General features: G+C 68.4%; 21 protein-coding genes. 7 read left to right on the top strand and 14 right to left on the bottom strand.

Annotation, left to right across the window (positions count from 1 at the left end):
- Positions 1–30: 30 nt before the first annotated feature.
- The 3 genes from JWQ81_RS34475 to JWQ81_RS34465 form a co-directional block, all read right to left on the bottom strand.
- Positions 31–255, bottom strand: coding sequence for a TauD/TfdA family dioxygenase (locus JWQ81_RS34475; RefSeq protein ID WP_297548083.1), 225 nt, complete (start codon positions 253–255; stop codon positions 31–33).
- Between the two features lie 152 nt (positions 256–407).
- Positions 408–1,082, bottom strand: a complete 675-nt coding sequence (locus tag JWQ81_RS34470) for a response regulator transcription factor (protein ID WP_297548081.1) — start codon at positions 1,080–1,082, stop codon at positions 408–410.
- Position 1,083: 1 nt separating this feature from the next.
- A complete protein-coding gene (locus JWQ81_RS34465; protein WP_297548079.1) occupies positions 1,084–2,319 on the bottom strand; it encodes a histidine kinase in 1,236 nt (411 codons plus the stop codon).
- A 178-nt stretch (positions 2,320–2,497) separates the two neighbouring features.
- On the opposite strand from JWQ81_RS34465, the gene JWQ81_RS34460 reads away from it, so the two are divergent.
- Positions 2,498–3,436 (top strand): ABC transporter ATP-binding protein, encoded by a 939-nt coding sequence (locus JWQ81_RS34460; protein WP_297548077.1) that lies wholly within the window; start codon positions 2,498–2,500, stop codon positions 3,434–3,436.
- A complete protein-coding gene (locus JWQ81_RS34455; protein ID WP_297548076.1) occupies positions 3,436–4,293 on the top strand; it encodes an ABC transporter permease in 858 nt (285 codons plus the stop codon). The genes JWQ81_RS34460 and JWQ81_RS34455 overlap by 1 nt, the downstream gene beginning before the upstream one ends.
- Positions 4,294–4,347: 54 nt before the next feature.
- On the opposite strand, the gene JWQ81_RS34450 is transcribed toward JWQ81_RS34455, so the two are convergent.
- The 9 genes from JWQ81_RS34450 to JWQ81_RS34410 form a co-directional block, all read right to left on the bottom strand.
- Entirely contained in the window at positions 4,348–5,217 is an 870-nt protein-coding gene (locus JWQ81_RS34450) for an alpha/beta hydrolase (protein WP_297548074.1), read from the bottom strand.
- A complete protein-coding gene (locus JWQ81_RS34445; protein WP_297548072.1) occupies positions 5,210–5,896 on the bottom strand; it encodes an isochorismatase family protein in 687 nt (228 codons plus the stop codon). The genes JWQ81_RS34450 and JWQ81_RS34445 overlap by 8 nt, the downstream gene beginning before the upstream one ends.
- On the bottom strand, positions 5,889–6,569 hold the full coding sequence (locus JWQ81_RS34440) for an SRPBCC family protein (RefSeq protein ID WP_297548070.1): 681 nt from the start codon (positions 6,567–6,569) through the stop codon (positions 5,889–5,891). The genes JWQ81_RS34445 and JWQ81_RS34440 overlap by 8 nt, the downstream gene beginning before the upstream one ends.
- Positions 6,566–7,063: a (2Fe-2S)-binding protein gene (locus JWQ81_RS34435; protein ID WP_297548069.1), complete on the bottom strand. Its 498-nt coding sequence runs from the start codon at positions 7,061–7,063 to the stop codon at positions 6,566–6,568. The genes JWQ81_RS34440 and JWQ81_RS34435 overlap by 4 nt, the downstream gene beginning before the upstream one ends.
- Positions 7,060–9,435 (bottom strand): xanthine dehydrogenase family protein molybdopterin-binding subunit, encoded by a 2,376-nt coding sequence (locus JWQ81_RS34430; protein ID WP_297548067.1) that lies wholly within the window; start codon positions 9,433–9,435, stop codon positions 7,060–7,062. The genes JWQ81_RS34435 and JWQ81_RS34430 overlap by 4 nt, the downstream gene beginning before the upstream one ends.
- The gene (locus JWQ81_RS34425; RefSeq protein ID WP_297548066.1) at positions 9,432–10,289 is read right to left on the bottom strand and encodes an FAD binding domain-containing protein; all 858 of its coding nucleotides are present in this window, start codon (positions 10,287–10,289) and stop codon (positions 9,432–9,434) included. Before JWQ81_RS34425 ends, JWQ81_RS34430 begins: the two co-directional genes overlap by 4 nt.
- Entirely contained in the window at positions 10,286–11,722 is a 1,437-nt protein-coding gene (locus tag JWQ81_RS34420) for an MFS transporter (RefSeq protein WP_297548064.1), read from the bottom strand. The genes JWQ81_RS34425 and JWQ81_RS34420 overlap by 4 nt, the downstream gene beginning before the upstream one ends.
- Before the next feature lie 20 nt (positions 11,723–11,742).
- On the bottom strand, positions 11,743–13,011 hold the full coding sequence (locus tag JWQ81_RS34415) for an FAD-dependent monooxygenase (protein WP_297548062.1): 1,269 nt from the start codon (positions 13,009–13,011) through the stop codon (positions 11,743–11,745).
- 161 nt (positions 13,012–13,172) lie between these two features.
- Entirely contained in the window at positions 13,173–13,652 is a 480-nt protein-coding gene (locus tag JWQ81_RS34410; RefSeq protein WP_297548060.1) for a MarR family winged helix-turn-helix transcriptional regulator, read from the bottom strand.
- Between the two features lie 98 nt (positions 13,653–13,750).
- On the opposite strand from JWQ81_RS34410, the gene JWQ81_RS34405 reads away from it, so the two are divergent.
- Genes JWQ81_RS34405 through JWQ81_RS34390 form a run of 4 tightly spaced genes read left to right on the top strand, consistent with a single transcriptional unit; the run spans position 13,751 to position 19,708 of the window.
- On the top strand, positions 13,751–14,782 hold the full coding sequence (locus JWQ81_RS34405) for a leucyl aminopeptidase (protein ID WP_297548207.1): 1,032 nt from the start codon (positions 13,751–13,753) through the stop codon (positions 14,780–14,782).
- Positions 14,779–15,558 (top strand): aspartate/glutamate racemase family protein, encoded by a 780-nt coding sequence (locus JWQ81_RS34400; protein WP_297548058.1) that lies wholly within the window; start codon positions 14,779–14,781, stop codon positions 15,556–15,558. Before JWQ81_RS34405 ends, JWQ81_RS34400 begins: the two co-directional genes overlap by 4 nt.
- The gene (locus JWQ81_RS34395) at positions 15,558–17,063 is read left to right on the top strand and encodes a cytosine permease (protein WP_297548056.1); all 1,506 of its coding nucleotides are present in this window, start codon (positions 15,558–15,560) and stop codon (positions 17,061–17,063) included. The genes JWQ81_RS34400 and JWQ81_RS34395 overlap by 1 nt, the downstream gene beginning before the upstream one ends.
- Entirely contained in the window at positions 17,060–19,708 is a 2,649-nt protein-coding gene (locus tag JWQ81_RS34390; protein WP_297548054.1) for a hypothetical protein, read from the top strand. The genes JWQ81_RS34395 and JWQ81_RS34390 overlap by 4 nt, the downstream gene beginning before the upstream one ends.
- Here the strand turns inward: JWQ81_RS34390 and JWQ81_RS34385 are convergent.
- Complete coding sequence (locus JWQ81_RS34385; RefSeq protein WP_297548052.1) at positions 19,671–19,982, bottom strand: TetR/AcrR family transcriptional regulator C-terminal domain-containing protein; 312 nt, start codon at positions 19,980–19,982, stop codon at positions 19,671–19,673. The genes JWQ81_RS34390 and JWQ81_RS34385 overlap by 38 nt on opposite strands.
- On the opposite strand from JWQ81_RS34385, the gene JWQ81_RS34380 reads away from it, so the two are divergent.
- Positions 19,981–20,811 carry a hypothetical protein gene (locus JWQ81_RS34380; protein ID WP_297548050.1) on the top strand — a complete coding sequence of 277 codons (831 nt, stop codon included), beginning with the start codon at positions 19,981–19,983 and terminating at the stop codon, positions 20,809–20,811. The genes JWQ81_RS34385 and JWQ81_RS34380 overlap by 2 nt on opposite strands.
- Here the strand turns inward: JWQ81_RS34380 and JWQ81_RS34375 are convergent.
- Positions 20,762–21,766: a PHP domain-containing protein gene (locus JWQ81_RS34375; protein WP_297548048.1), complete on the bottom strand. Its 1,005-nt coding sequence runs from the start codon at positions 21,764–21,766 to the stop codon at positions 20,762–20,764. The genes JWQ81_RS34380 and JWQ81_RS34375 overlap by 50 nt on opposite strands.
- Positions 21,767–21,789 lie beyond the last annotated feature (23 nt).

Here is a 21,789-nt window from a genome sequence, read left to right as displayed (position 1 = left end):
GAAAGACGATACAGCTGTCCGGGTGGCCCGTCAGACCGGTCCGTCGAGCCAGAGTCGGATGAGATCGCGGTGGCGCGCCGGGTCCGGATCATCCTGGTATGCGGTGCGGCTGTGCATGGTCACGTGGTTGTTGAGGAACTGCCTGTCGCCAGGACGCAGGTCCATGGTGAGGACGAGGCGAGGATCGTTGTCACCACGTGATCGATGGCGGTCGATAGTTCGGCCCGGTTCTGCCCATCCAGCTCGATTCGCCACTGCGGACTGTCAGCGATGTCGCCGCCGCGCCAGGCCGCCGGTCCTGGTTTATCGGTGAAAGGCAACATGTCGAGAATTATGCCGCCGGATTGCTCGGAGACACCGGTGTTACGCCACGGGCATAGCACCGACGCGACACCTGACCTCGTCGCCTACGGCACGTCGCCAGGACGGACCAGGCCGCTCTGATAGGCGGCCACGACGAGCTGCGCCCGATCGCGGGCGCCGAGTTTCATCATCGCGCGGTTCACGTGTGTCTTCGCCGTCAACGGGGACACGAACAGCTTCTCGGCGATGTCGTCATTGGACAGTCCGAAGGCGACCAGCGCCACGATTTCACGCTCCCGGGCGGTGAGTACGCCGAGTTCCACGGGCACGGCGGGTTCCCCGCGATCGGGCGCTGAAAGGAAATGCCCGATGAGACCCCGGGTCGCCGCCGGAGAGAGCAGGGACTCACCCGCGGCGACAACCTGGATCGCGTTGATCAGGTGCGCCGGGTCCACACCTTTGCCGAGGAAACCGCTGGCACCGGCCCGCAACGCCTCGAAGACGTACTCGTCGATCTCGAAGGTGGTCAGGATCAGCACCTTGATGCCCGCGAGGTCCTCGTCCGCGCTGATCTCCCTGGTCGCGGCGAGGCCGTCCATGTCGGGCATACGGATGTCCATCAGGACGACGTCGGCGCGCGTCGACCGGGCGAGGTCCACCGCTTCGCGGCCGTTCGCCGCCTCGCCCACCACCTCCAGCTTCGGTGAGGAATCGACCAGCACCCGGAAACCTGCCCGGATGAGGGCCTGGTCATCGGCGAGCAGTACCCGGATCGTCACGTCAGCCTGCTTCAGGTCGGGGGAGTACGACATCGACCCGGAAATCGCCATCCGGCTGGGTCGATGCCCGAAGCGTGCCACCAACCGACACCGCGCGCTCGTGCATGCCGAGGAGACCGTGGCCGGTCGAGGGTTCCGCGCCGCTTTTAGGACCGTTGTGCGAGCCATTTTTCGGACCGTTGTGGGTGCCGGGCTTCGCGTCGTAGAAGACGTGGTTGCTGACGACGATCTGCAGCTCATTCGGTAGGTGGTGTACGCACACGGACGCTCCCGTGCCGTCGCCGTGTTTGTGGGCGTTGGTCAAGGACTCCTGGATGATCCGGTAGGCGGCCAGGTCCACCGCGCCCGACGAATGCCGTACCCGGCCGGAGGTCGTCAGTTCGACGTGCAGCCCCGCCTGCGCGAACGATTCCACCAGCGAGTCGAGCCTGGCCAGGTTCGGTGCCGGTTCGGTGGGCACGCCCGTGTCCCCGGATTGCCGCAAGACTCCCAGCAGCATGCCGAGTTCCTCGAGCACGGCTCGACTGGCCGTGCGCACGTGCCCGAGCGCGACGTCGGCCGCTTCGGGCTCGGTGTGCAGCATGTGGCTGGCCACACCGGCCTGCACGTTGATCAGCGCAATGTGGTGGGCGACTATGTCGTGCAGTTCCCTGGCGATGCGCAGCCGCTCCTCGGCGACCTGGCGCCCGGCCTCCTCTTCGCGTGTCCGCTCCGCCCGCAACGCTCGTTCCTCTATCGACGCCACGAACGCGCGGCGGCTGCGGCGCGCGTCGCCGACCGCGATGCCCACCGCGACCCAGGCGAGGAACTGAAGGCTCCGCGGGTTCGACCACGACCCGGACGTCGAGATGATGCCGACCGCTAGCATCAGCAGACCGGCGGAGATGCCGACGACCCACGCCAGCGTGCGATCGGTCCTGACTGCCACGCTGTACGCGGCGACGGCCACGATCGCGGAGTACGGCGTCCGGGCGTCCGTCAGTACGATCGCGAAGGCCGTGCCGACGGCGGTGAAGGCGAGTACCGGCACTGGCCAGCGCCGCCGGAGGACGAGTGCGGCGCAGATCAGCGCCCCGACGACGAGGCTGGGCCCGGTGACGACGAACTCGTGGTCGCCGTTCGGGCCGCCGCCGTGGGCGGCGCCGAGCGACATCCCGAACAGGATGGCGGCCAGCACGAAGTCCGCGGTGTACGGATGTTCCCGTACGACCCGCCGCATCGTTGTCCAGCCAGTCATACAGCCACAGTACGACGCTCACCCCCAGTGGCGGGTCGTCTTCACACGGTAGATGTCGTGTACTGCGCCTGGAGTACACGCGGTCGCTGCCGACCCCGGCATACCGCGGCTGGCGGACGCGGAAGAGTCCGCGCTGGGACGACGCGGTGAAGGGCCCGCGTGGACGATTGTTGATCGCATGATCGAAGTAGCGGAACTGAGCAAGCGATACGGCGACAAGCTCGCCGTCGATTCACTGACCTTCACCGTGCGGCCCGGCATCGTCACCGGGTTCCTCGGCCCCAACGGCGCTGGCAAGTCGACGACGATGCGAATGATCGTCGGTCTCGACGCGCCCACCTCGGGCACCGTGACCGTCGACGGCCGCCCGTACGCCGACCACTCCGCTCCACTGCACACTATGGGTGCGCTGCTCGAGGCGAAAGCCGTCCACACCGGGCGGTCGGCCTACAACCACCTCCTGGCGATGGCCGCGACCACGGGAATCTCCCGGAAGCGCGTCGACGAGGTCATCGACCTGGTCGGGCTGCGCGACGTCGCCCGCAAGCGGGCAGGCGGGTTCTCGCTCGGCATGGGCCAGCGCCTCGGGATCGCGTCGGCACTGCTCGGGGACCCGGACACCGTCATTCTCGACGAGCCCGTCAACGGTCTCGACCCCGAAGGCGTGCTCTGGATCCGTAACCTGCTCAAGGACCTCGCCGCCGAAGGCCGGACGGTGTTCGTCTCCTCGCACCTGATGAGCGAGATGGCGCTGACCGCGGAACACCTCGTCGTGATCGGCCGCGGCCGATTGATCGCCGACCTCTCCGTCGCCGAGTTCACCGCCAGCGCCTCGCAGAACAGTGTCCGCGTCCGCTCCCCGCAGGCTACCCAGCTTCGCGACCTGCTCATCGATGACGGCGTGACGATCACCAGCACAGAGCGGGGCCATCTCGAGATCACCGGCCTCAGCCTGGAGGAGATCGGCGACCGGGCACTCGCCGCCCGGATCCCGCTGCACGAGCTGTTCGCCCAGCAGGCGTCCCTTGAAGAGGCGTTCATGGAGCTGACCCGCGACTCCGTCGAATACCACGCCACGACCACTCCCGAGCTCGTGTCCACCGCGAAGGAATCCTGATGACCACCACCCTCGTCCCGGAGAGCGAGGCCGCCGCGCCCCGCCGGAACATCGCCACCAGGTTCAATGTCACCCAGGCACGGGTGATCAAGTCCGAGTGGATCAAACTCCGCTCGCTGCGGTCCACCCTGATCGCCCTCGGCGCGGCCGTGCTGCTGGTTATCGGCCTCGGGGTGCTGTTCGCCGCATTGCGCTCCGGTCAAATAGCCACTCCGAACCGGGGCGGCGGCGGACCGGCCAGTGACACAACCGATCCGACCGCGATCAGCCTCGCCGGCGTCACGCTGGCGCAGCTGATAGTCGGATCGCTCGGCGTGATGATCGCCGCCGGCGAGTATTCGACCGGCATGATCCGCTCGTCGCTGGCGGCCGTCCCTAAGCGGCTTCCGGTGTTGTGGGCCAAAATCCTCGTCTTCGCCGTGACTACGTTCGTCCTGATGCTCGTGGCGACCATGGTCGCCTTCCTCGCCGGCCAGGCCGTGCTGTCCGCCGGTGGGGCTGCCTCGGCTTCACTGTCGGATCCGGGCGTCCTGCGGGCCGTACTCGGCTCGGCTGTGCAGCTCACCGGTGTCGGCGTGCTCGGGGTCGCACTCGGCGCACTGCTACGCAACACGGCAGGCTCGGTCGCGTCGCTGTTCGGACTGACGCTGCTGCTGCCCGGTTTGATCCAGCTGCTGCCCAGCGGTTTCGTCGCGGACGTGTCGCCCTACCTGCCTTCGAACGCCATCGGGGCCTTCGTAGCGGTCAGCCAGTCGTCGACGACGCTGGCGCCCTGGACAGGGCTCCTGGTCTTCGCCGTCTATCTGGTCGTCTTCGTCGGCGCCGCCGCGGTCTTCCTCAAGCGCCGCGACGCGTAGCCCCTCTGGGCTCGGATGGCCTGTACTCGCGTACGGGCCATCCAGGCTGACGGTTCAGCCGAGCAACTCGCCCAGGACCTCTCGCAACGTCGCGAGCGCGACAGCGGGGTTGTCCCAGAACACCATGTGCCCGGCGTCCGGGATCTTCCGGAGCCGGGCCGAGGTGTTGGTGGTGGCCGCCTCAGCGGCGCCCGCCGCCGTGACGACCGGACTGTCGGCCCCGTGGATGAGCACAGTCGGCGCGGGAACGACCGGCCACGTGTCGAAGAAGTCCTCGTGCTCGAAGCCGTGGTGGGCGGCGGTGATGGCGTCAGGATCGCAGCTGGCGAGCCAGCGGGCGCGCAGTTCCTGTTCGCGCCGCGGCCAGCGCGGCCAGGACAGCGCGACTTCGTCGGCGTCCGTTCCGCGCCGGGCTTGGTCGAGCTGATCGGCGAACGTGGCAAGCGTCGTCGGGTACGGGCCCCGGTCCGGACCGCTCATCGGGGGATCGACCAGGATCGTTCCGCGCAGCGGGATTCGCTCGCGCGCCGCCACCACGGCCGCGATCCGTGCGCCCATCGAATGACCGAGCACCAACGGCCGGTCCAACGCCAGCCCGCGGCAGACGGCCTCGGTGTCCGCGGCGAAATCCGGCAAGAAATGGCCGTGGCCGGTGTCGGACAGGCCGCGTCCCCGCACATCGACGACCACGGGGCGCACGAGGTCGGTCAGCTCCCGCGCGACGAAGTCCATGGTGATCGCCGGGCTGGTGATCCCAGGCAGGACCACCAGCGGCACCCTGCCAGCGCTGTTGGCTCCGTCGGCTGTGCCGTCGCCGTAGTCGAGGACGTGCAGCCGGACTGGTCCGGAGTGGACCCATCGGCTCTGCGCCGGGATGTCGGCGAGGTCGGCGAGAGCAGATTGGGTGAGCAGGCGTTCAGCCATGGACGGCTTTCTCCGATTTCTCGAGCTTCTGCAGGCCTGCCAGGTAGCCGAGTGCGTCGGACAGATCGATGACGTCGCCGTACTTGGCCTGGATGTCGAAGAGGTTGGCGTCGTGCGGCCCGGAAGCGCGGTCGCCGACGCACTCGCGCGGGACCAGCACCGGAAACCCGGTCTGCACCGCGTCGACGGCGCTGGCCCGCACACAGCCGCTGGTGGTCGCGCCGCACACCAGGACCGTGTCGCAGTGCAGCCCGGCCAGCAGCGACGCCAGCGAAGTGCCGAAGAACGCCGACGCGCCCTTCTTGGTGATGAGGTGGTCGTCTTCGCGTCGCGGCAGACGCGGGTCGATGTCGACGGCGTCACTGCCTTCCCGCAATGCGCGCATGCCGGGCGCCTTCTGCAGCCAGACGACACCGTCGCCGTCGGCCTCGGCCGGGGTGTACGCGATCGTCGTGAACACCACCGGGACGTTTCCCGCGCGGCCGGCGTCGACCAGCGTCGACGTCGCCGCGACGACCTCGGACAGGTCCGCGCCAGAGGGATACGCGGGTTCGGTGAAACCCCTGGTCAGATCGACGACGAGGATCGCCGGCCGCACCCCGCGCCGGACCGGCCCGCCAAATCCGGCGCGCTGGTAGGTGTCGTCGGTCCGCTGCCCGTACTTGCCCGGCTCAGCCACGGCGCAGCTCCTTGATGAGCTTGGCCTGTGCGGAAACCCGGCCCAGCAGCCAGCCCTGGAAGATCCCGACCGCGAACGCGGCCGCTATCGGAAGGTACTTGCCCGCCGACGGCCCGAGCAGCATCGCGAGCCCGTCGAGCTCCGCTTCCGCCTTCTGCTGCGCCACAGCCGGATTGCCCGCGACGGCCGCCACTCCTGGTGCCACAACGGGCTTCACAACTGATGGCTGGTCGCCATTCAGCAGCCCGGCCAGGTTGACCGCGAACTGCTGCAGGAGCTTCGCCGACACCGCGGCGATGGCACCCTTTCCGAACTGGGCGATCTTGCCCCGGATGAGCAGGTCCGTCTTCAGCCGCAGAACCGAGCCTTCGGGCGTTTCCTCGACGGTCAGCTCCACCTGCGCTTCGGCGTCGCCGCTTCCGCGCGTGTCGGACCCCCTGGCTTCGAGCCGGAGCCGCCGGTTGTCCTTGTCGACTTCGAGAAAGCGGACCGTGCCGGTGTAGGCGGCGGAAATGGGGCCCACCTTCACCTTCACCCCACCGTGGAACGTCTCGCCGTCACCGCCGGAGATCGACGCGCCCGGCAGGCATGGCACCACGCGTTCGACGTCGTTGAGCAGTGCGAACACCGCGTCCGGGGCCGCGCCGACGGCGACCGCGTTGTCCAGGATCATCGTGTTGCCCCTTCTTGGCGCGAGCGGCGTGCCGTCGCGCAGTCGTCGATCGCTTCGACGATGTTCTGGTACCCGGTGCAGCGGCACAGGTTCGACGCCACCGCCTCGCGGATCTCTTGCTTGTCCGCCTGGGGTTTCTCGGCGAGGAAACCGGTGGCCAGCATGAGGAACCCCGGCGTGCAGAACCCGCACTGCAGGCCGTGACGGGCGGAGAAGCACTGTTGCAGGTCGTTGAGCTCCCCGTCCTCCGACAGGGATTCCACCGTCCGGATCTCGCGGCCTTCGAGCTGGACGGCGAACATCAGGCACGCGCGGACGGGGGCGTCGTCGAGCAGGACCGTGCACGCGCCGCAGATCCCGTGTTCGCAGCCGACATGGGTGCCGGTGAGTTCGAGGTCGTGGCGCAGCACGTCGGCGAGGGTGCGCCGGGGCTCGACGAGCAGCTCGTGTTCGGCGTCGTTGACCGTCAGGGTGATGAGGTAGCGGTCGGTCATCCTCGGCTCCTTAACGCCCGATGCACGGCTTCCGGGGTGATGGGCGTGTTGTCGAGCTCGATGCCGGTGTCACGCAGGCCGTCGTTGACGGCGTTGAGCACCGCGGCGGGCGCGCCGATCGTGCCGCCTTCACCGGCGCCCTTCGCGCCGCTGCGAGTGAACGCGCACGGGGTTTCCAGGTGGTGGACGGAAATATCCGGCATCTCCGACGCGGTAGGGATCTTGTAGTCGATGAAGCTGGCGCACGACGGCTCGCCCTGGGCGTCGTAGGTGACTTCCTCGAACAGCGCACCGGCGATGCCCTGTGCGATACCGCCCCGCGCCTGACCCTCGACGATCTGTGGATTGATGGCGACTCCGCAGTCCTCGACGCACACGTACCGCAGGATCTCGACCCGACCGGTCCCGGGATGCAGCTCGACGACGACCCCGTGCGTGGCGTTGGAGAACGTGCCGTCCCCGGCGACGTCGAACGACGCCGTCGCGGCGAGGCCTGGATCCGCGTCCTTCGGCAACAGGTGCGCCTTGAGGTAAGCGACGTCGGCGATGTCCTCATAGGAAAGTCGGCGGGTGTGGTCGTCGAGCTGCCGGACACCGCCTCGGTCGAGCTCGAGGTTGTCCGGCCGGGTGTCCAGCAGGTGCGCGGCCACCGCGATGAGCTTGTCGCCCAGCTTCGTCGCGGCGAGCCCGACCGCGCTGCCGCCGATGGTGATCGACCGGCTGGCGAACGAGCCCCAGCCGTAGGTGATGCGGTCGGTGTCGCCCTGGACGATCTTCACCTTGTCCAGTTCCAGCGCCAGCTCGTCGGCCACGATCTGCGCCATCGTCGTTTCGTGGCTCTGGCCGTGGCTCATCGTCCCCGTCGTGACGACGACCGACCCGCTGGTGTCCATCCGGATCTCGGAAATGTCGTACCCGGGCACTACGGTCATCTTGCGTTTCGCGAACGCGTCGGAGCCGTAGCCGGTCCGCTCGCTGAAGCACGAATAGCCGATGCCGAGGATCCGCCCATCGGCCGCCAGCGCGGCCTTGCGCTCGTACCAGCCTTCGTCGATCACGATCCGCTCGCAGAGGTTCAGCGCTTCGAGATAGGAACCGGGATCGTAGGTGACGTTGTTGATGCCCGTGTACGGGAACTGCGTGATGACGTTGCGGCGGCGCACTTCCACCGCGTCCAGCCGCAGTTCGCGGGCGGCGCGTTCGAACAGCCGCTCCATCACCATGACGTACTGCGGGCGGCTGACCCCGCGGTACGGCGCCGTCGGCGCCTTGTTCGTGGTGATCGCGCGTGCCCGGACCCGGTAGGCGGGGACGCGGTAGACGCTGGGCATCTCGGCAGAGGCCATCAGCGGCTCGATGCCGGCGGTGAACGGGTAGCAGGAGTACGCGCCCATGTCGCAGACGATGTCGACGTCGAGGCCGAGGATGTTCCCGTCGGCGTCGAATGCGGCGCGGGCGTCGTATCGTTGCTCGCGCGCCAGGAACGACGCGGCAAGCGCATCCTTGCGGTCCTCGATCCACTTGACCGGGCGGTCCAGGCGCAGCGACGCCGCCGCGACGGCGATCTCCTCCCGCCCGACGACGCATTTCTGCCCGAAACCACCGCCCATGTCGGGGACAAGCACCCGCACGGTGCGTTCGTCGCGGCCGAGACACCGCGCCATCACCGTCCTGACCTGGTGGGGGACCTGGGTGCAGGTCTGGACGATCAGTTGGCCGTCGCGGTCGTCCCAGTTGACCACCGCGCCGCGGGTCTCCAGCGGCAGGGCGTTCTGCCGCCCGGTCTTGGCTCGCACCCGCACGACGTGGGCAGCGGTCGCGAAGATGTCGTCGATGCCCTCGGTGGCGAACATGGAAACGTCGAGCAGCGTGTTCGCCGCTGCGTCGGCGTGGACGAGTGGAGCGCCGGGGGAGAGCGCTTGCTCGTCGGACACGACAGGCGTGTCGGCGTCGTACATGACCTTCGCGGCTTCGAGACCGTCCTCGACGGCGTAAGGGTCTTCGGCGATCACGATCGCCAGCGGCTCGCCGACGTACCTCACCCGGTCGCGCGCGAGCACCGGCATCGCGGTGGGCACGAACTCCGACGCCGGCCGGTCGAGCACGGCGGTGATGTCGGCGAGATCGAGGTCTTCGGCGCTGAACGCGGCGACGACGCCCGGGACGTCGAGGACCGCGGAAAGGTCGAGCGACGTGACCGTGCCCGACGCGACCGTGCTGCGCACGAACTGCGCGTGGAGCATGCGCGGCAGGTGGACGTCGTCGACGAAGCGTCCGCGGCCGGTGAGCAGGCGCGGGTCCTCCTTGCGCTTCACCGACGCGCCGACCCACTTCCCGGATGCCGCGAACCGCGGTTCGTGCGTGGCCGTCATCGCGACGCCGCCTCCTTGCATGCTTGGGCGACCAGCGTCCGGGTCAGCTCGCGGCGGTAGTCCGCGCTGCCGTTGGCGTCACTCGGTGGGTCGATGGCCGACGCCGCCGCGTCCGCGCACGTGGCGAAAAGCTCGGACGTCACCTCTCCGACCAGCACTGCTTCGGCCGCGGGAACCCGTTGGGGCATTTCGGACACGCCACCGAGGACGATCCTGGCGCCGCGCAGCCGCTCGCCGTCCAGCTCGAGGGTCACGAGCGCCGCGACAATGGCGAAGTCGCCGCGTCGCAGGGCGAACTCGGCGATCGCGGCGTGGGGAGCCGCGCGGGGGAAGACGATCTCGACGATGAGCTCGCCGGGTTCGAGCGACGTCGAGAAAAAGCCGAGGAACAGCTCGTGCGCGGCGATCTTCCGGCGCGTCCCGTCGCCCTTCGCCGCGACGACGTACGCGTCCAGCACCACGGCGAGCAGGCACCATTCGGCGGTCGCGTCGCCGTGCGCCAGGCTGCCGCCCACGGTGCCGCGCGTCCGGATCGGCAGGTGCCCGACCCAGCCCATTGCCGCGCGCAGGAGCTCGAACCCGCTACCCGGCGCCGTCTCGGCCGCGGTCTCGACTTCGTGGTGCGTCGTGAGCGCGCCGATGTGCAGGCCGGATTCGTCCACCCGCAGATACGACAGTTCGCGCAGGCCGCCGATGTCGACGAGGTGCCGCGGCCGGGCGAGCCGGAAGTTCATCATCGGCACCAGGCTTTGCCCGCCGGCGATGAGCTTCGCCTCGTCCCCGAGTTCCGCGAGCAGCCGACCGGCGCCGACGACGTCGTGAGCCCGGTGGTACACGAACGACGCGGGTTTCATGCGCCTCCCACCACGGCGTCTTCGGCAGCCGCGATGGCGCTGGAGGCGCTGTCGGCGTTGTGGTCAGCGGCGGCGCTGCCGGCGCTGTCGGCGCCGTCCAGTTCCCGATTTTTCGTCTCGGGCGCGGCTTTCGCCATCCACAGCACGGCGGCGACCACGATCACTCCCATCAGGGTGAACGTCCACGGCAGACCGAGCACCGGCCACAGAAGACTGCCGAAGATGACCGGGGTGAACCCGGTGACCACCCGGCTGACCGACGACGCCCAGCCGAACCCGCTCGCCCGCAGGTCCGTCGGGTAGAGCTCGGAAACATAGGCGTAGAGCACGGGAATCGCGATCTGGACGAAGAACCCGAACACCCCCAGCCAGAATACGGTCGGTCCGTGCAGGCCCAGGACGATCGCGAACACCACCAGCGCCGCCGACGCGACCGGCGCCGAAACGCCGATGACCCATTTGCGGCCGACGACGTCGACCAGCAGTGCCGAGACGACCACGCCGACGATCCCGAGCCCGCTCATCACCGTCGTCCCGGTGAACGCCGCCGTGGAGCCGTAGCCCTGTGCTTTCAGGATCGACGGCATCCAGCTCAACGCGGCGTAGTAGACCAGCATGATCGTGACGAACAAGGCCCACGCGACCGAGGTGATGCGCGGATCGAACGCCCATACCCGCCGAAGCTGCTGCGCGGCCGCCCGGACGCCCCGCGCCCGAGTCTCCTCGGCGATCGGCTCGGGTACGGCGTATTCGCGCACCAGAGCGCCGGTGTCGGCGACGAGCTTGTCGATGACTTCGCGGGCTTCCCGCTCGCGGCCCACCCGGACCAGGTAGAGGGGTGATTCCGGGATGCCGCGGCGGACCCAGAACAGCAACAGCGCGGGCAGGAGCATCACCAGCAGCATCCACCGCCAGTTCCCGCTCAGCGGTACCAGCGCGGTGGACACCACTCCGCACAACGTCGCGCCGATCGGCCACCACACATCCATCGCCGCCAGTATCTTCCCTCGCTGCCGTCTCGGCGAGAACTCGCTGACCAGCGCGTAGTCGACCGGGATGCAGCCGCCGAGGCCGAACCCGGCGGCGAACCGCAGTACCAGGAAGATCTCGTAGTCCGGCGAGGCGGCGGCGAGGACGGAGAACACCGAGAAGATCAGCAGGGTGAGGCTGAAGGCCTTCTTCCGGCCCACCCGGTCCGCGACCGTGCCCCAGACGACCGCGCCGACGGCCATCCCGATCAGGTTGGCACTCGCGACCAGGCCGCGCCCGCCCGCCGAAAGCCCGAACTCCGTGCCCAGTAACGGCGTGAGGTAGCCGTTCAACGCGACGTCCCACGCGTCGAACAGGTAGCCGAGTCCTCCGATCAGGAAGATGCGTCCTTGGACTCGCCACCGCCAGGGCAGCTCCTGCACGATCCGGTCACCGGTGATCATGGCCGTCCTCCGGGGGTTCGCTACTTGCGGAACTGGTAGGAAAAAGCCTCGAGGTCCTTGTCGTGCAACGGGGTTCCGCGCCACAACCAGTCGTAGGAAACGTCGGACTCGCCATTGAAGTCCTTCAGTTTCGCGTCCCGCGCCCGCTGCTCAGGCCCGTCCGGAAGGTGGTAGAACGACATGTTCTGCCACGAGGCGTCCTGGACCATGCCGGCGTGTTTCGCCCGGCGCGACACGTAGCGCGCGAGCGCGTCGCCGATGCCGGAAACGGTGACAGCGCCCAGTTCTTCGGCCAGCACGGCAGCGTCCTCCATGGCCTGAGACGCACCCTGGGCCTGGTACGGCAGCATGGCGTGGCAGGCGTCGCCGAGCAGCACCACATGGCCGTCCGTCCACACCGGATCGCGGCGTCGGTGGAACATCGCCCACACCGTCGCGTCGCCTTCGGACTTCGAGAGCATCGAAGCGACTCGGTCGTCCCAGCCGGGAAAGGCGTCGACGAGTTCGTCGGCGGACGCCGGACCGGACCACTTGCGCTCGATCTCCGGGGAGCACGGCACGATCGCGACCACGTTGAGGAACTGCCCGCCGCGGATCATGTAGTGCACGAGGTGGCGGTCCGGGCCGTACCAGATCGTGCTCTGGAAACGGTCCACGAGCCAGCGCGTCGCCGGGTCGGCCGCGATCTTGTCGCCGGGGATCAGCACCCGATAGGCCATTTCGCCGGAGAACACCAGCGTGTCGGGCAGGTCGAGCGCGTCGCGCACGCTCGACCGGATGCCGTCCGCGCCGATGACGACGTCGGCCGGATAGCGCTCGCCGCCGGAGGTGACAGCGATGGGACGTGCCGGGTCGGCGCGGTCGACGTCGACGACCTGGCTGTTGGTACGGATTTGCACCACCGGGCCGGGCCCGTCGGGGTCGACGCAGGCGTCGAGGAGGACTTTGTGCAGGTCAGCGCGGTGGTAGTGCCAGTAGGGGGCGTTGTACTCGCGCTTGCAGCGGTCGCCCAGCGACGTCATCGCGATGACGCTGCCGTCCTTCCATCGACGGCGAACCTGGTCGAGTGGCTCGGTGTGGATGGCTTCCAGTTGGGCGCGCAGGCCGAGTCCGATCAGGATCCGGCTGGCGTTCGGCGCGGTCTGGATCCCCGCCCCGACCTCGCCGAGCTGCGGGGCCTGCTCCAGCACGGTGACTCGAAGACCCTTGTGCCGCAACGACAACGCCGCCGTGAGCCCGCCGAGTCCACCGCCGGCAACCACCACACTGTACGACTGACTCGCAGACACTGGTCCTCACTTCCGCCGGGGGTCGAAGGAGATAATCCGAACACGGACGATCCCAAACCGCAACCCCCTTGGCCGAATGAAACCCGCCGGAAACAATCAGAGCTCGTGGGTGTTCCGGCCGATCAGAACCAGCCGGAACTCTCACGAGTGTCGACCTGCGCTTACAGGCTTTCCCAGAGCTCGGCCAGTTCGGTGACCTCGTCGAGGAGGCGTTTCCGCTGGCTGGGCGAGTATTCGGCGAGCAGAAGCTCGTCGAGTTCGTGGGCGCGGGTGTTGACCTCGTCGAGCTTCGCCGCGCCTTGGTCGGACAGGTACAGCAGCTTGCGGCGGCCGTCGTTCGCGGCGGTTTCGCGGACGACGAGGTCGCGATCCTCGAGCCGGCGGACGATGTCCGCCATGGTCGAGCGGTCAAGCGCCACGGACGACGCGAGAGATCCCTGATCGACGCCGGGATAGCTGCCGACGGCGGTCAGCACGGCGAACTGCGGGCCGGTCAGCGTTCCGTCGACCCGGCGCACCCAAGCGGACAGATAAGCCTGGTAGAGACGCCTGGCCACATATCCGGGCGCGGCCAGCAGTCGCTCGGGCGTCTCCGGGGCGTCCGTTTTGGTCAGTGGTGTTTCGTCAGCTGTACCCGCCATGTGTCTAGCTAATCACGAACGGTTCACCCTCTTGACCGGAACGCGTCCGAGAGTAGATAGTCAGTGCCCGGACTAATTCCGTGTTCGAGAGGATCTCGATGGACCACAACCAGCTGAACGACATCTTCGTACGGCAGTTGACGCTGAGCGGGGTACACGAGGGCGAGACCGTTTCGGTGCTCTCCCGTGGGGACGAACGAGCCGACTACGCGGATGCGTTCCTGTTCGCGGCGCAGGAGCTCGGTGCGAACACGTTCCACCTTCGACTCCCGTCGGCGCGCGGCGGTTCCGGCGCGTGGGCCGTCGGTGACTCCGGGCTGGGCACCAACCCGGTTGCCGTCGAGGCGCTCAAGCAGACCGACATGCTCATCGACCTGACCTTCCTGCTGTTCAGCAAGGAGCAGTTCGCCATCCAGGACGCGGGTACCCGCATCCTGACCGTGGTCGAGCCCGCGCCGCTGCTGGCCAGGTTGATGCCGACCCCCGAACTCCGCGAGCGCGTCGAAATCGGTGCCGAGCTGCTTTCGAAGGCCTCGTCGATGCGGATCACCAGCCCGCAGGGCACCAACGTGACGTACAAGCTCGGTCTGTACCCGACGCTCAGCGAGTACGGCTACACCGATACCCCGGGCCGCTGGGACCACTGGCCGGCGGCGTTCGTCTTCACCGGCGGCACCGACGACGGCGTCGACGGGACGATCGTGCTTTCCCCGGGTGACGTGCTGCTGCCGTTCAACACCTACGTGCAGACCCCGGTCAAGCTCACCATCGAAAAGGGCTTCGTCACCGACATCCGCGGTGGCCTCGACGCCGACCTGCTCTCGTCGTACATCAAATCGTTCGACGACCCGCGCGGTTACGGCATGTCGCACGTCGGCTGGGGTCTCGACGAGCGCGCGCACTGGCACGGGCTCACCCAGTTCCCCGGCGGGATGGGCATGGAGCTGCGGTCGTTCTACGGCAACGTCATGTTCTCCATCGGCCCGAACAACGAGCTGGGCGGCCCGAACGACACTCCGTGCCACTTCGACATCCCGATGCGCGGCTGCAGCCTGTTCCTCGACGACGAGCCGATCGTGGCCGGCGGCGAGCTGGTCGTCCCGGAGATGCGCCCGGCCGGCCGTCGATGACCGACTACCACATCGGCATGATCGTGCCCAGCTCGAACCTCACCATGGAGACCGAGCTGCCGAGGATGTTCCGGGCGCGCGAGGACGTCTGGCCTGAGGACCGGTTCATCTTCCACAGCGCCCGGATGCGCATGCGGCACGTCACGCCCGAGCAGTTGCTCGCGATGAACGCGCAGACGCCGCGCGCGGCCGCCGAACTCGCCGACGCGCGTCCCGACGTGGTCACCTCCGCCTGCCTGGTCGCGATCATGGCGCAGGGACCGGGCTACCACTGCACGGCCGAAGCGGAGATCACCGCCGCGCTGCGCGAGAACGGATCCGACGCGCCGGTCCTGTCGAGCGCGGGTGCGCTGCTGACCGGCATCGCCGCGCTCGGGGCGCGCCGCGTCGCGATCATCACCCCGTACCTGAAGCCGCTGACCAAACTGGTCGCCGAGTACATCGAGGACAGTGGAGTCGAAGTGGTCGACGCGCTGAGCCTCGAAGTGCCGGACAACCTGGCGGTCGCCCGGCTGGACCCGCAGGACCTGCGTCGCCACTGGCGCAGGCTGGATGTTTCGAACGCCGACGCGATCGTGCTCTCGGCGTGTGTGCAGATGCCCTCCTTCCCGGTGGTGCAGGCTGTCGAGGACGAAGCCGGCTTGCCGGTGCTCACCGCCGCCACGGCGACGACTTTCGCGCTGCTCGACGCACTCGGGCTGCGGCCCCGTGTGCCGGGCGCGGGTCGGCTGCTTCACGGCGACATCATGGCTGTACGCCCAGAAGGAGCGAAATAGTGAGCGAAGCACCGACCACCACCGGACCAACGGTCGAGCGCAACGGCGTCAACCCGGTGCCCGACGAAGAACGGCGGGGTACCCCACGCGGGCTCTTCGCCATCTGGTTCTCCTGGAACGTATCCATCCTGGGCATCAGCTACGGGATCTTCGTTTTCGGCCTGGGACTGAGTGCCTGGCAGGCGATCCTCGCCGGCGTGTTGGGCTACCTCGTGTCGTCGGCGCTCGTGGGCATCATCGCCGTCGGCGGCCCACGGACGGGACTGCCGACGCTGACCCAGACCCGGATCGCGTTCGGCTTCCACGGCAACAAGTTCCCGACGTTCTTCGCCTACCTGTCCAACCTGGGCTGGAAGATCACCATCATCACGCTGGCGTCGACGTCAGGGGCGAAGCTGTTCGCCCGGCTCTGGCCGTCGGCCTTCGCCGACGGGAAGGGCGAGGGCAACGTCCTCGCGATCGTGCTCTGGTACGTCGTCGTCCTCGCGACGACGATGACCGTCGCGGTGTTCGGTCACCAGCTGATCCTCAAGGTGGAGAACTGGATCGCCTGGCTCACCGCGGTGATGACGCTGGTGTTCATCGGCCTGATCCTGCCGCACATCCACTGGAGCAAGCTCGGCTCCGCTCCCAACGGCTCGTTCGTGACGTTCATCGGCGGGGTCGTGCTCGCGATGACGATCGTCGGGCTCGGTTTCCTCAACTACGGCGGCGACTTCGCGCGTTATCTGCCGCGCAAGACCGGCGCCCGCGGGGTCATCAGCTGGACAGCCGGCGGGATCTCGCTTCCGGTCGTCGTCCTGCTCGTCCTCGGTGTGCTGCTCGTCGCGAGCGATCCCGCACTGGGCGCGCAGACCGCGTCGGACCCCATCGGCGCGCTGACCAACCTGCTGCCGCTGTGGTTCTTCATCCCGTTCACCATCGTCATCGTGATCTCGCTGATCGCCGCCGCGATCACCGGCCTCTACTCGTCCGGGCTGGCACTGCTGGCGCTGGGCGTCCCGCTGTCCCGCGCCGGGACGACCGCGATCAACATGGTCGTCATCTCGCTCGGCGCGTTCTACCTGCTCTTCATCTCGGACTCTTTCCTGGCCACCTTCCAGGCGTTCCTCGCGCTGATCTCGGTCGTGATGGGCACGATGGGCGGCATCGTGCTGCTCGACTTCATCCGGCAGCGCCGGCTCGACTGGAACGTCGACCTGGCCAAACGCGAGGGTGAAGGCGGCCGGAGCGGCCGCTGGACGGCACTGGTGTCGCTCGGCGTCGCGTCGGTCATCGGGCTCGGGCTGGTCACCTCGTCGGACCCGAACATCGCGAAGGTCGTCGGGTTCTTCCTGTCCGACAGCGCGAAGAAGGGTGTCATCGGCAGCACCAACATCGGTGTCGTCATCGCGATGGTGATCGGGGCGGCGCTCTACGCGTTCCTGACGTTCGCGCTGAAAATCACCCTGCCCGGCCAGTACGCGTCCGCACCGCCGCGAGTGACGGAGAAGGTCGCGTCGTGAGCTTCGAACGCCCGGACGTCTGGCACGCGCCTGCCACGTACTGGTTCTGGCACCGCATTCCGACCGCCGAAGAGATTAGTACCCAGCTCGACCAGCTGGCCGGCGCCGGGTTCCGGTCGTTCCAGATCCAGGCGCGGTTGTCTTTCCCGCTCGACGAGTACCTCGGCGAGGAGTACCTCGCGGCCTGCCGGGCGGCGGCCGACGAAGCCGCCGCCCGCGGGCTGATGATGGGCGTCTACGACGAGTACAACTGGCTGTCCGGGCACGCGGGCGGCCGTACCGTCGCCGGCCGCGACGAACTGAGGGAGTCACATCTCTTCTGGTCGGCAGCGCAGTCGACGTCGCAGGGCTCGGGTGACGACGTCGAGTGCGTGGTCGGCGACATCCGGCCCACCGACGTCGAGTACCTGCTCGATCCCGGGATGGCGTGGGTGTTCGAGGACGGGAAGGTGCGCTGGGCGGATTGGCTGGTCGTCGCGGCACTGGCCCATCCGGCCGGCGGCATCGGCAGCGCCAAGTCCATTGTGGACGTCACCGCGGCCGCGGAGCTCGTCACGTCGGGCGACGGCGGCTGCACGGTCCGCGTACCTCGTGACGTCCTGCCCAGCGGTCTGGACGCCGTGACGGTGTTCGTGGCCGCGCGCTGCGCGTCGAGCCGGATGATCAACTACCTGCTGCCGGAAGCGGCGGAACGGTTCCTCGAAGTCGGCTACCAGCCCTACGCCGACGCGTTCGGGGAGCACTTCGGCACCACGGTCCAGTACATGTTCTTCGACCAGCCGCACGGCTGCTTCTTCCGGTGGCGCGAACACACCGGGCACGTGGGCTCGTCGCTCATGTTCGCGCCCGGAATCGTTCCCGCCGACCGGCGCGAGCTGCTGGCGCTGGTGACCGACGTCGGGCCGATGACGCCCGCATGGCGATGCGCGTTCTTCGAGCGCTACTCGTCCACGGGCATCGACGCGTTCTTTCAGCCGTTGTCGCGCTGGTGTGGTGAACATTCCGTGGCGCTGTCAGGCCACGAGGTGCTCGGATACGTGTCCTCGTGGGACCCGGCGAGCACGATCATCACCGAGGACCCGCGCACCAACTTCGGCACCGACTACTTCGGGCTCGACCGGTGGCGCGACCTCACCGCGGTCGACGCGCGCAACGCCCATCCACAGATCGGTGCCAAGTTCGGCGATTCGGTGGCGCGGTCGAACGGGCGCAGCGGATGCTTGGTCGAGCAGTACTTCGCACGTACGGTCACCGGCTCGCATTTCGCCGCAGGGCGGTGGGAGCTGACCCTTTCCGAACTGCGCGCGCAGACTGTCCGGCACCACCTGCTCGGCGCGCGTCAGCTCTTGATGCACGCGTTCTGGCTCACCGACGGTGACGACCGCGACGAACTGTTCACCAACCCGCGGTTCGACTTCGCCCCCGGCGTCAACTTCGAGCCGTGGTTCGGCCACCACCGCGCGTTCGCCGAGGAATCCGGCAGGCTGTCCGAATTCCTCGACGCGGCGGATCCCTTGTCCGAGGTCGCTGTCCTCTATCCGCTGCGGACCAACTGGGCGGGCGGACCCTCCGACGGCTACGGCGCACACGTCGCGTTCTGGGCCGAACACCTTGCTCGCACCGGATACGACTACCACCTGGTCGACGAACGCGATCTGCGCGCCGGGCAGCTCGACGGACAGTACCGCGTGCTGGTGCTTCCCGGGGTGTCGGTCATCGCCGACGAGGACACGGTCGCCGCGCTGCGTTCGTTCGTCGCCGGGGGAGGAGTCGTCGTCGCGTCGGGCCGGCTGCCCGGTGCCACCCAAGCGGCGGGGGAGGACCCGGCACTCGTCGAACGGATCCGGCCGCTGCTGGCGTCGCACTGGGATGGCGTCCCGGTGGCTGTTGACGACGCCGACGCTCTTGACGCTGTGCTCGGTGGTGCGTTGTCCGGCCACGTGTCGGTGCGAGCGGAACCGTCCGTGTGGTCGCGTCGCGGGCGCGACGGCGACGGGTGGCGGCTGGCCGTTTTCAACGACGCTGACCAGCCTGCGCGCGTCACGCTGAGCCCGAGTTCGCTTCCGGGCAGCCTTACCCGCTGGCGTCCCGAATCGGGCCTCGTCGACGACGTCATCGAACTGGACGGCGAATACGAGTTGTCACTGGGCCCCGGCGAACTGGCTTGTTTCCAGTTGGGCGACGGGCCGTCCGTCGTTCCGGCGACGGTCTCGCTGCGGACCGGCTGGACCTTGACCGCCGACGGCGACCCGCGGCCGATCGCCGTGGACCGCGGCTGGGAACAGCAAGGGCTGCCGCGGTACTCCGGCGTCGGTGAGTACCGCGTGTCGTTCGACGTGACCGACGAGCAGCTCGCCTGGACACGCTGGGAACTGGTACTCCCCGCTGTGCACGGCAGCGTCGAGATCGACCTCAACGGCGAATCCGTCGCCCGGCTCGGCTGGGGGCCCTATCGTTGTCTCCTCGACGACGTGCTGGTCAAGGGGCGCAACGAACTCACACTCCACGTCGCCTCCACCGCGGCGAACCGCTACTACGCCGGGACCCGGCACCAAGCCGACGGGCTCGACCCGAGCGGACTCGCCGCCGCTCCTGTGCTGCGCCCGTTCACACGATCTCGGCGGGCGTACCGAGAATCCCGTTGATGAGCACTTTCAACGCCCAGGAGCCGCGCTCGTCACCGGTTCCGACCATCAGTTGCCTACGTAGCGCGAAAACCATCGGGTAGCGCTCGGCGGACACCGTTGCGTAGTAGTCCTCGAGCGCCTTCACCACGCCGGCTTCGGTCTGCCCTTCGGACTCTTTGTCGACGTAGACGCTTTGCTCGGCCGCGCATGCGGTGATGAAGAGGTAGAGCAGGTCCACTGCCCACGAGATCGTCGGGTCGTCGAGTCCGGCTTCCTTCAACAGCGCGATCATGGCGTCGACGACCAGCAAAGCGTTGGCACCGTTGGGCAAGGGACTGTGCGCGGTCGGCGGCCCGATCCTCGCCGGCTTCCTGATCGACGCCGACCTGTTCAGCCTGGGCTGGCGCTCGATGTTCCTGATCAACCTCGTCCTCGGCGGCGCCGCGCTCGCCGCCGCTGTCAAACTCCTGCCGAAGGACACCGGCACCCCGGAAACCGGGGTCGATGGGCTCGGCTCCGGCTTCCTCGCCGTCACGATGCTCGGCCTGCTCTACGGACTGATCGACGGCTCAGGCAATGGCTGGACGGTCGTCCCGATCCTCGCCATCGCGCTCGGCCTCGTCTCCTTCGTCCTGTTCTGCCGACGCCAGCGGACGGCGTCCGCTCCGCTCATCCAACCGTCACTGCTGAAAAACAAAGGCTTCACCTCGGGTCTTATCCTCGGCATCGTCTTCTTCGCGGTGGTCGCCGGCCTGCTCTACGTCCTGTCGGTGTTCATGCAGAACGGCCTGGGCTACACGCCGTTGCATGCGGCGCTGGGCCTGTCCCCCGTCGCGGCGGGCATCGTCCTCGCGTCGATCGCCGCTTACCGCCTGATCGCGAAACTCGGCCGGACGTTGATCCTCGTGGGTCTCGTGGTCACCCTGATCGGTACCGGCTGGCTGTTCGCGCTCGTCCTTGTCACCGGAAGCGCCGGGTCCGCCGACCCGACTCGGTCGAGCCCCGCCTGGCGGTGTGCCCGTCGGCGTGGAAAACCACGCGGCCGACTTCGTGAACTGAACGAGCTGACTGTCAGCCCGGGTTGGCCCAGGCGACGAGGTCGTCCGCGGTCATCGTGTTGACGACGTCGTCGGCGTCGACCCCGCACTCGATCGCGCGCACGCATCCGTACGGCTGCCACGACAGCTGGCCGGGTGCGTGCGCGTCGCTGTCGACGGCGAACCGGCAGCCCATCTCGACGGCGAGGTCGAGCAGCCGCCTCGGCGGGTCCAGCCGCTCGGGCCGGGCGTTGATTTCGACGGCGACGTCGTTGTCCAGACAGGCTTGGAAGACCTGCTCGGCGTCGAACTCCGATTCCGGCCGGCCCCGGCCGGTCACCAGCCGGCCCGTGCAGTGCCCGAGCACGTTGACCCGGGGATGCGAAACGGCGGCCAGCAGCCTCGCGGTCATCTCCGGCTTCGGCATCCGTAGTTTGGAATGGACACTCGCCACGACGAAGTCCAGGTCGTCGAGCAGGTCCGGCTCCTGGTCGAGCGAGCCGTCGAGATGGATGTCCACCTCGATGCCGGACAGAATCCGGAACGGCGCGAGCCGCTCGTTGAGCGCGGCGACGACGTCGAGCTGGGCGCGGAGGCGGTCGGGGGACAGCCCGTTCGCGACGGTCAGCCGCGGCGAGTGGTCGGTCAGCACCATCCACTCGTGGCCGAGGTCCCGCGCGGCTACGGCCATTTCGGCGATCGGACTGCCGCCGTCGGACCAATCCGAATGGGTGTGGCAGTCGCCGCGCAACGCCTTTTGGAGGTCACCGCCGTCCGGTACCGGGTCGCCGCCTTGGAGGACTTTCGTGAGGTACGCCGGATCCCTCCCCGCGACGGCGTCGGCCACCACCCCGGCGGTCGCCTTGCCGATGCCCGACAACGCGGTGAGCGTGCCGGCCTTGACCCGCTGGGCAAGTTCGTCTTCGGTGAGTTCGCCGATGACCTTGGCCGCCTTGCGGAACGCCTGCACCCGATAGGTCGGCTCGCCGGCGCGTTCCAGGTGGAACGCGATCTGCCGTAACGCGTAGAGCGGGTCCATACCGTCGATTGAACCGCGTGGCC

This window comes from Amycolatopsis sp. (genome assembly GCF_025464955.1).
Classification (GTDB): Bacteria; Actinomycetota; Actinomycetes; order Mycobacteriales; family Pseudonocardiaceae; genus Amycolatopsis.
This window is presented reverse-complemented; position numbering and strand designations above follow the sequence as displayed.

Bases quoted from the DNA above. Each gene is read 5' to 3' on its own strand.
- JWQ81_RS34400 (WP_297548058.1), top strand. From the start codon at position 14,779: ATGACCGACTACCACATCGGCATGATCGTGCCCAGCTCGAACCTCACC.
- JWQ81_RS34440 (WP_297548070.1), bottom strand. From the start codon at position 6,569: ATGATCCTGGACAACGCGGTCGCCGTCGGCGCGGCCCCGGACGCGGTG.
- JWQ81_RS34420 (WP_297548064.1), bottom strand. From the start codon at position 11,722: ATGATCACCGGTGACCGGATCGTGCAGGAGCTGCCCTGGCGGTGGCGA.
- JWQ81_RS34430 (WP_297548067.1), bottom strand. From the start codon at position 9,435: ATGACGGCCACGCACGAACCGCGGTTCGCGGCATCCGGGAAGTGGGTC.
- JWQ81_RS34425 (WP_297548066.1), bottom strand. From the start codon at position 10,289: ATGAAACCCGCGTCGTTCGTGTACCACCGGGCTCACGACGTCGTCGGC.
- JWQ81_RS34375 (WP_297548048.1), bottom strand. From the start codon at position 21,766: ATGGACCCGCTCTACGCGTTACGGCAGATCGCGTTCCACCTGGAACGC.
- JWQ81_RS34465 (WP_297548079.1), bottom strand. From the start codon at position 2,319: ATGACTGGCTGGACAACGATGCGGCGGGTCGTACGGGAACATCCGTAC.
- JWQ81_RS34385 (WP_297548052.1), bottom strand. From the start codon at position 19,982: ATGATCGCGCTGTTGAAGGAAGCCGGACTCGACGACCCGACGATCTCG.
- JWQ81_RS34380 (WP_297548050.1), top strand. From the start codon at position 19,981: ATGGCGTCGACGACCAGCAAAGCGTTGGCACCGTTGGGCAAGGGACTG.
- JWQ81_RS34405 (WP_297548207.1), top strand. From the start codon at position 13,751: ATGGACCACAACCAGCTGAACGACATCTTCGTACGGCAGTTGACGCTG.
- JWQ81_RS34455 (WP_297548076.1), top strand. From the start codon at position 3,436: ATGACCACCACCCTCGTCCCGGAGAGCGAGGCCGCCGCGCCCCGCCGG.
- JWQ81_RS34460 (WP_297548077.1), top strand. From the start codon at position 2,498: ATGATCGAAGTAGCGGAACTGAGCAAGCGATACGGCGACAAGCTCGCC.
- JWQ81_RS34450 (WP_297548074.1), bottom strand. From the start codon at position 5,217: ATGGCTGAACGCCTGCTCACCCAATCTGCTCTCGCCGACCTCGCCGAC.
- JWQ81_RS34410 (WP_297548060.1), bottom strand. From the start codon at position 13,652: ATGGCGGGTACAGCTGACGAAACACCACTGACCAAAACGGACGCCCCG.
- JWQ81_RS34435 (WP_297548069.1), bottom strand. From the start codon at position 7,063: ATGACCGACCGCTACCTCATCACCCTGACGGTCAACGACGCCGAACAC.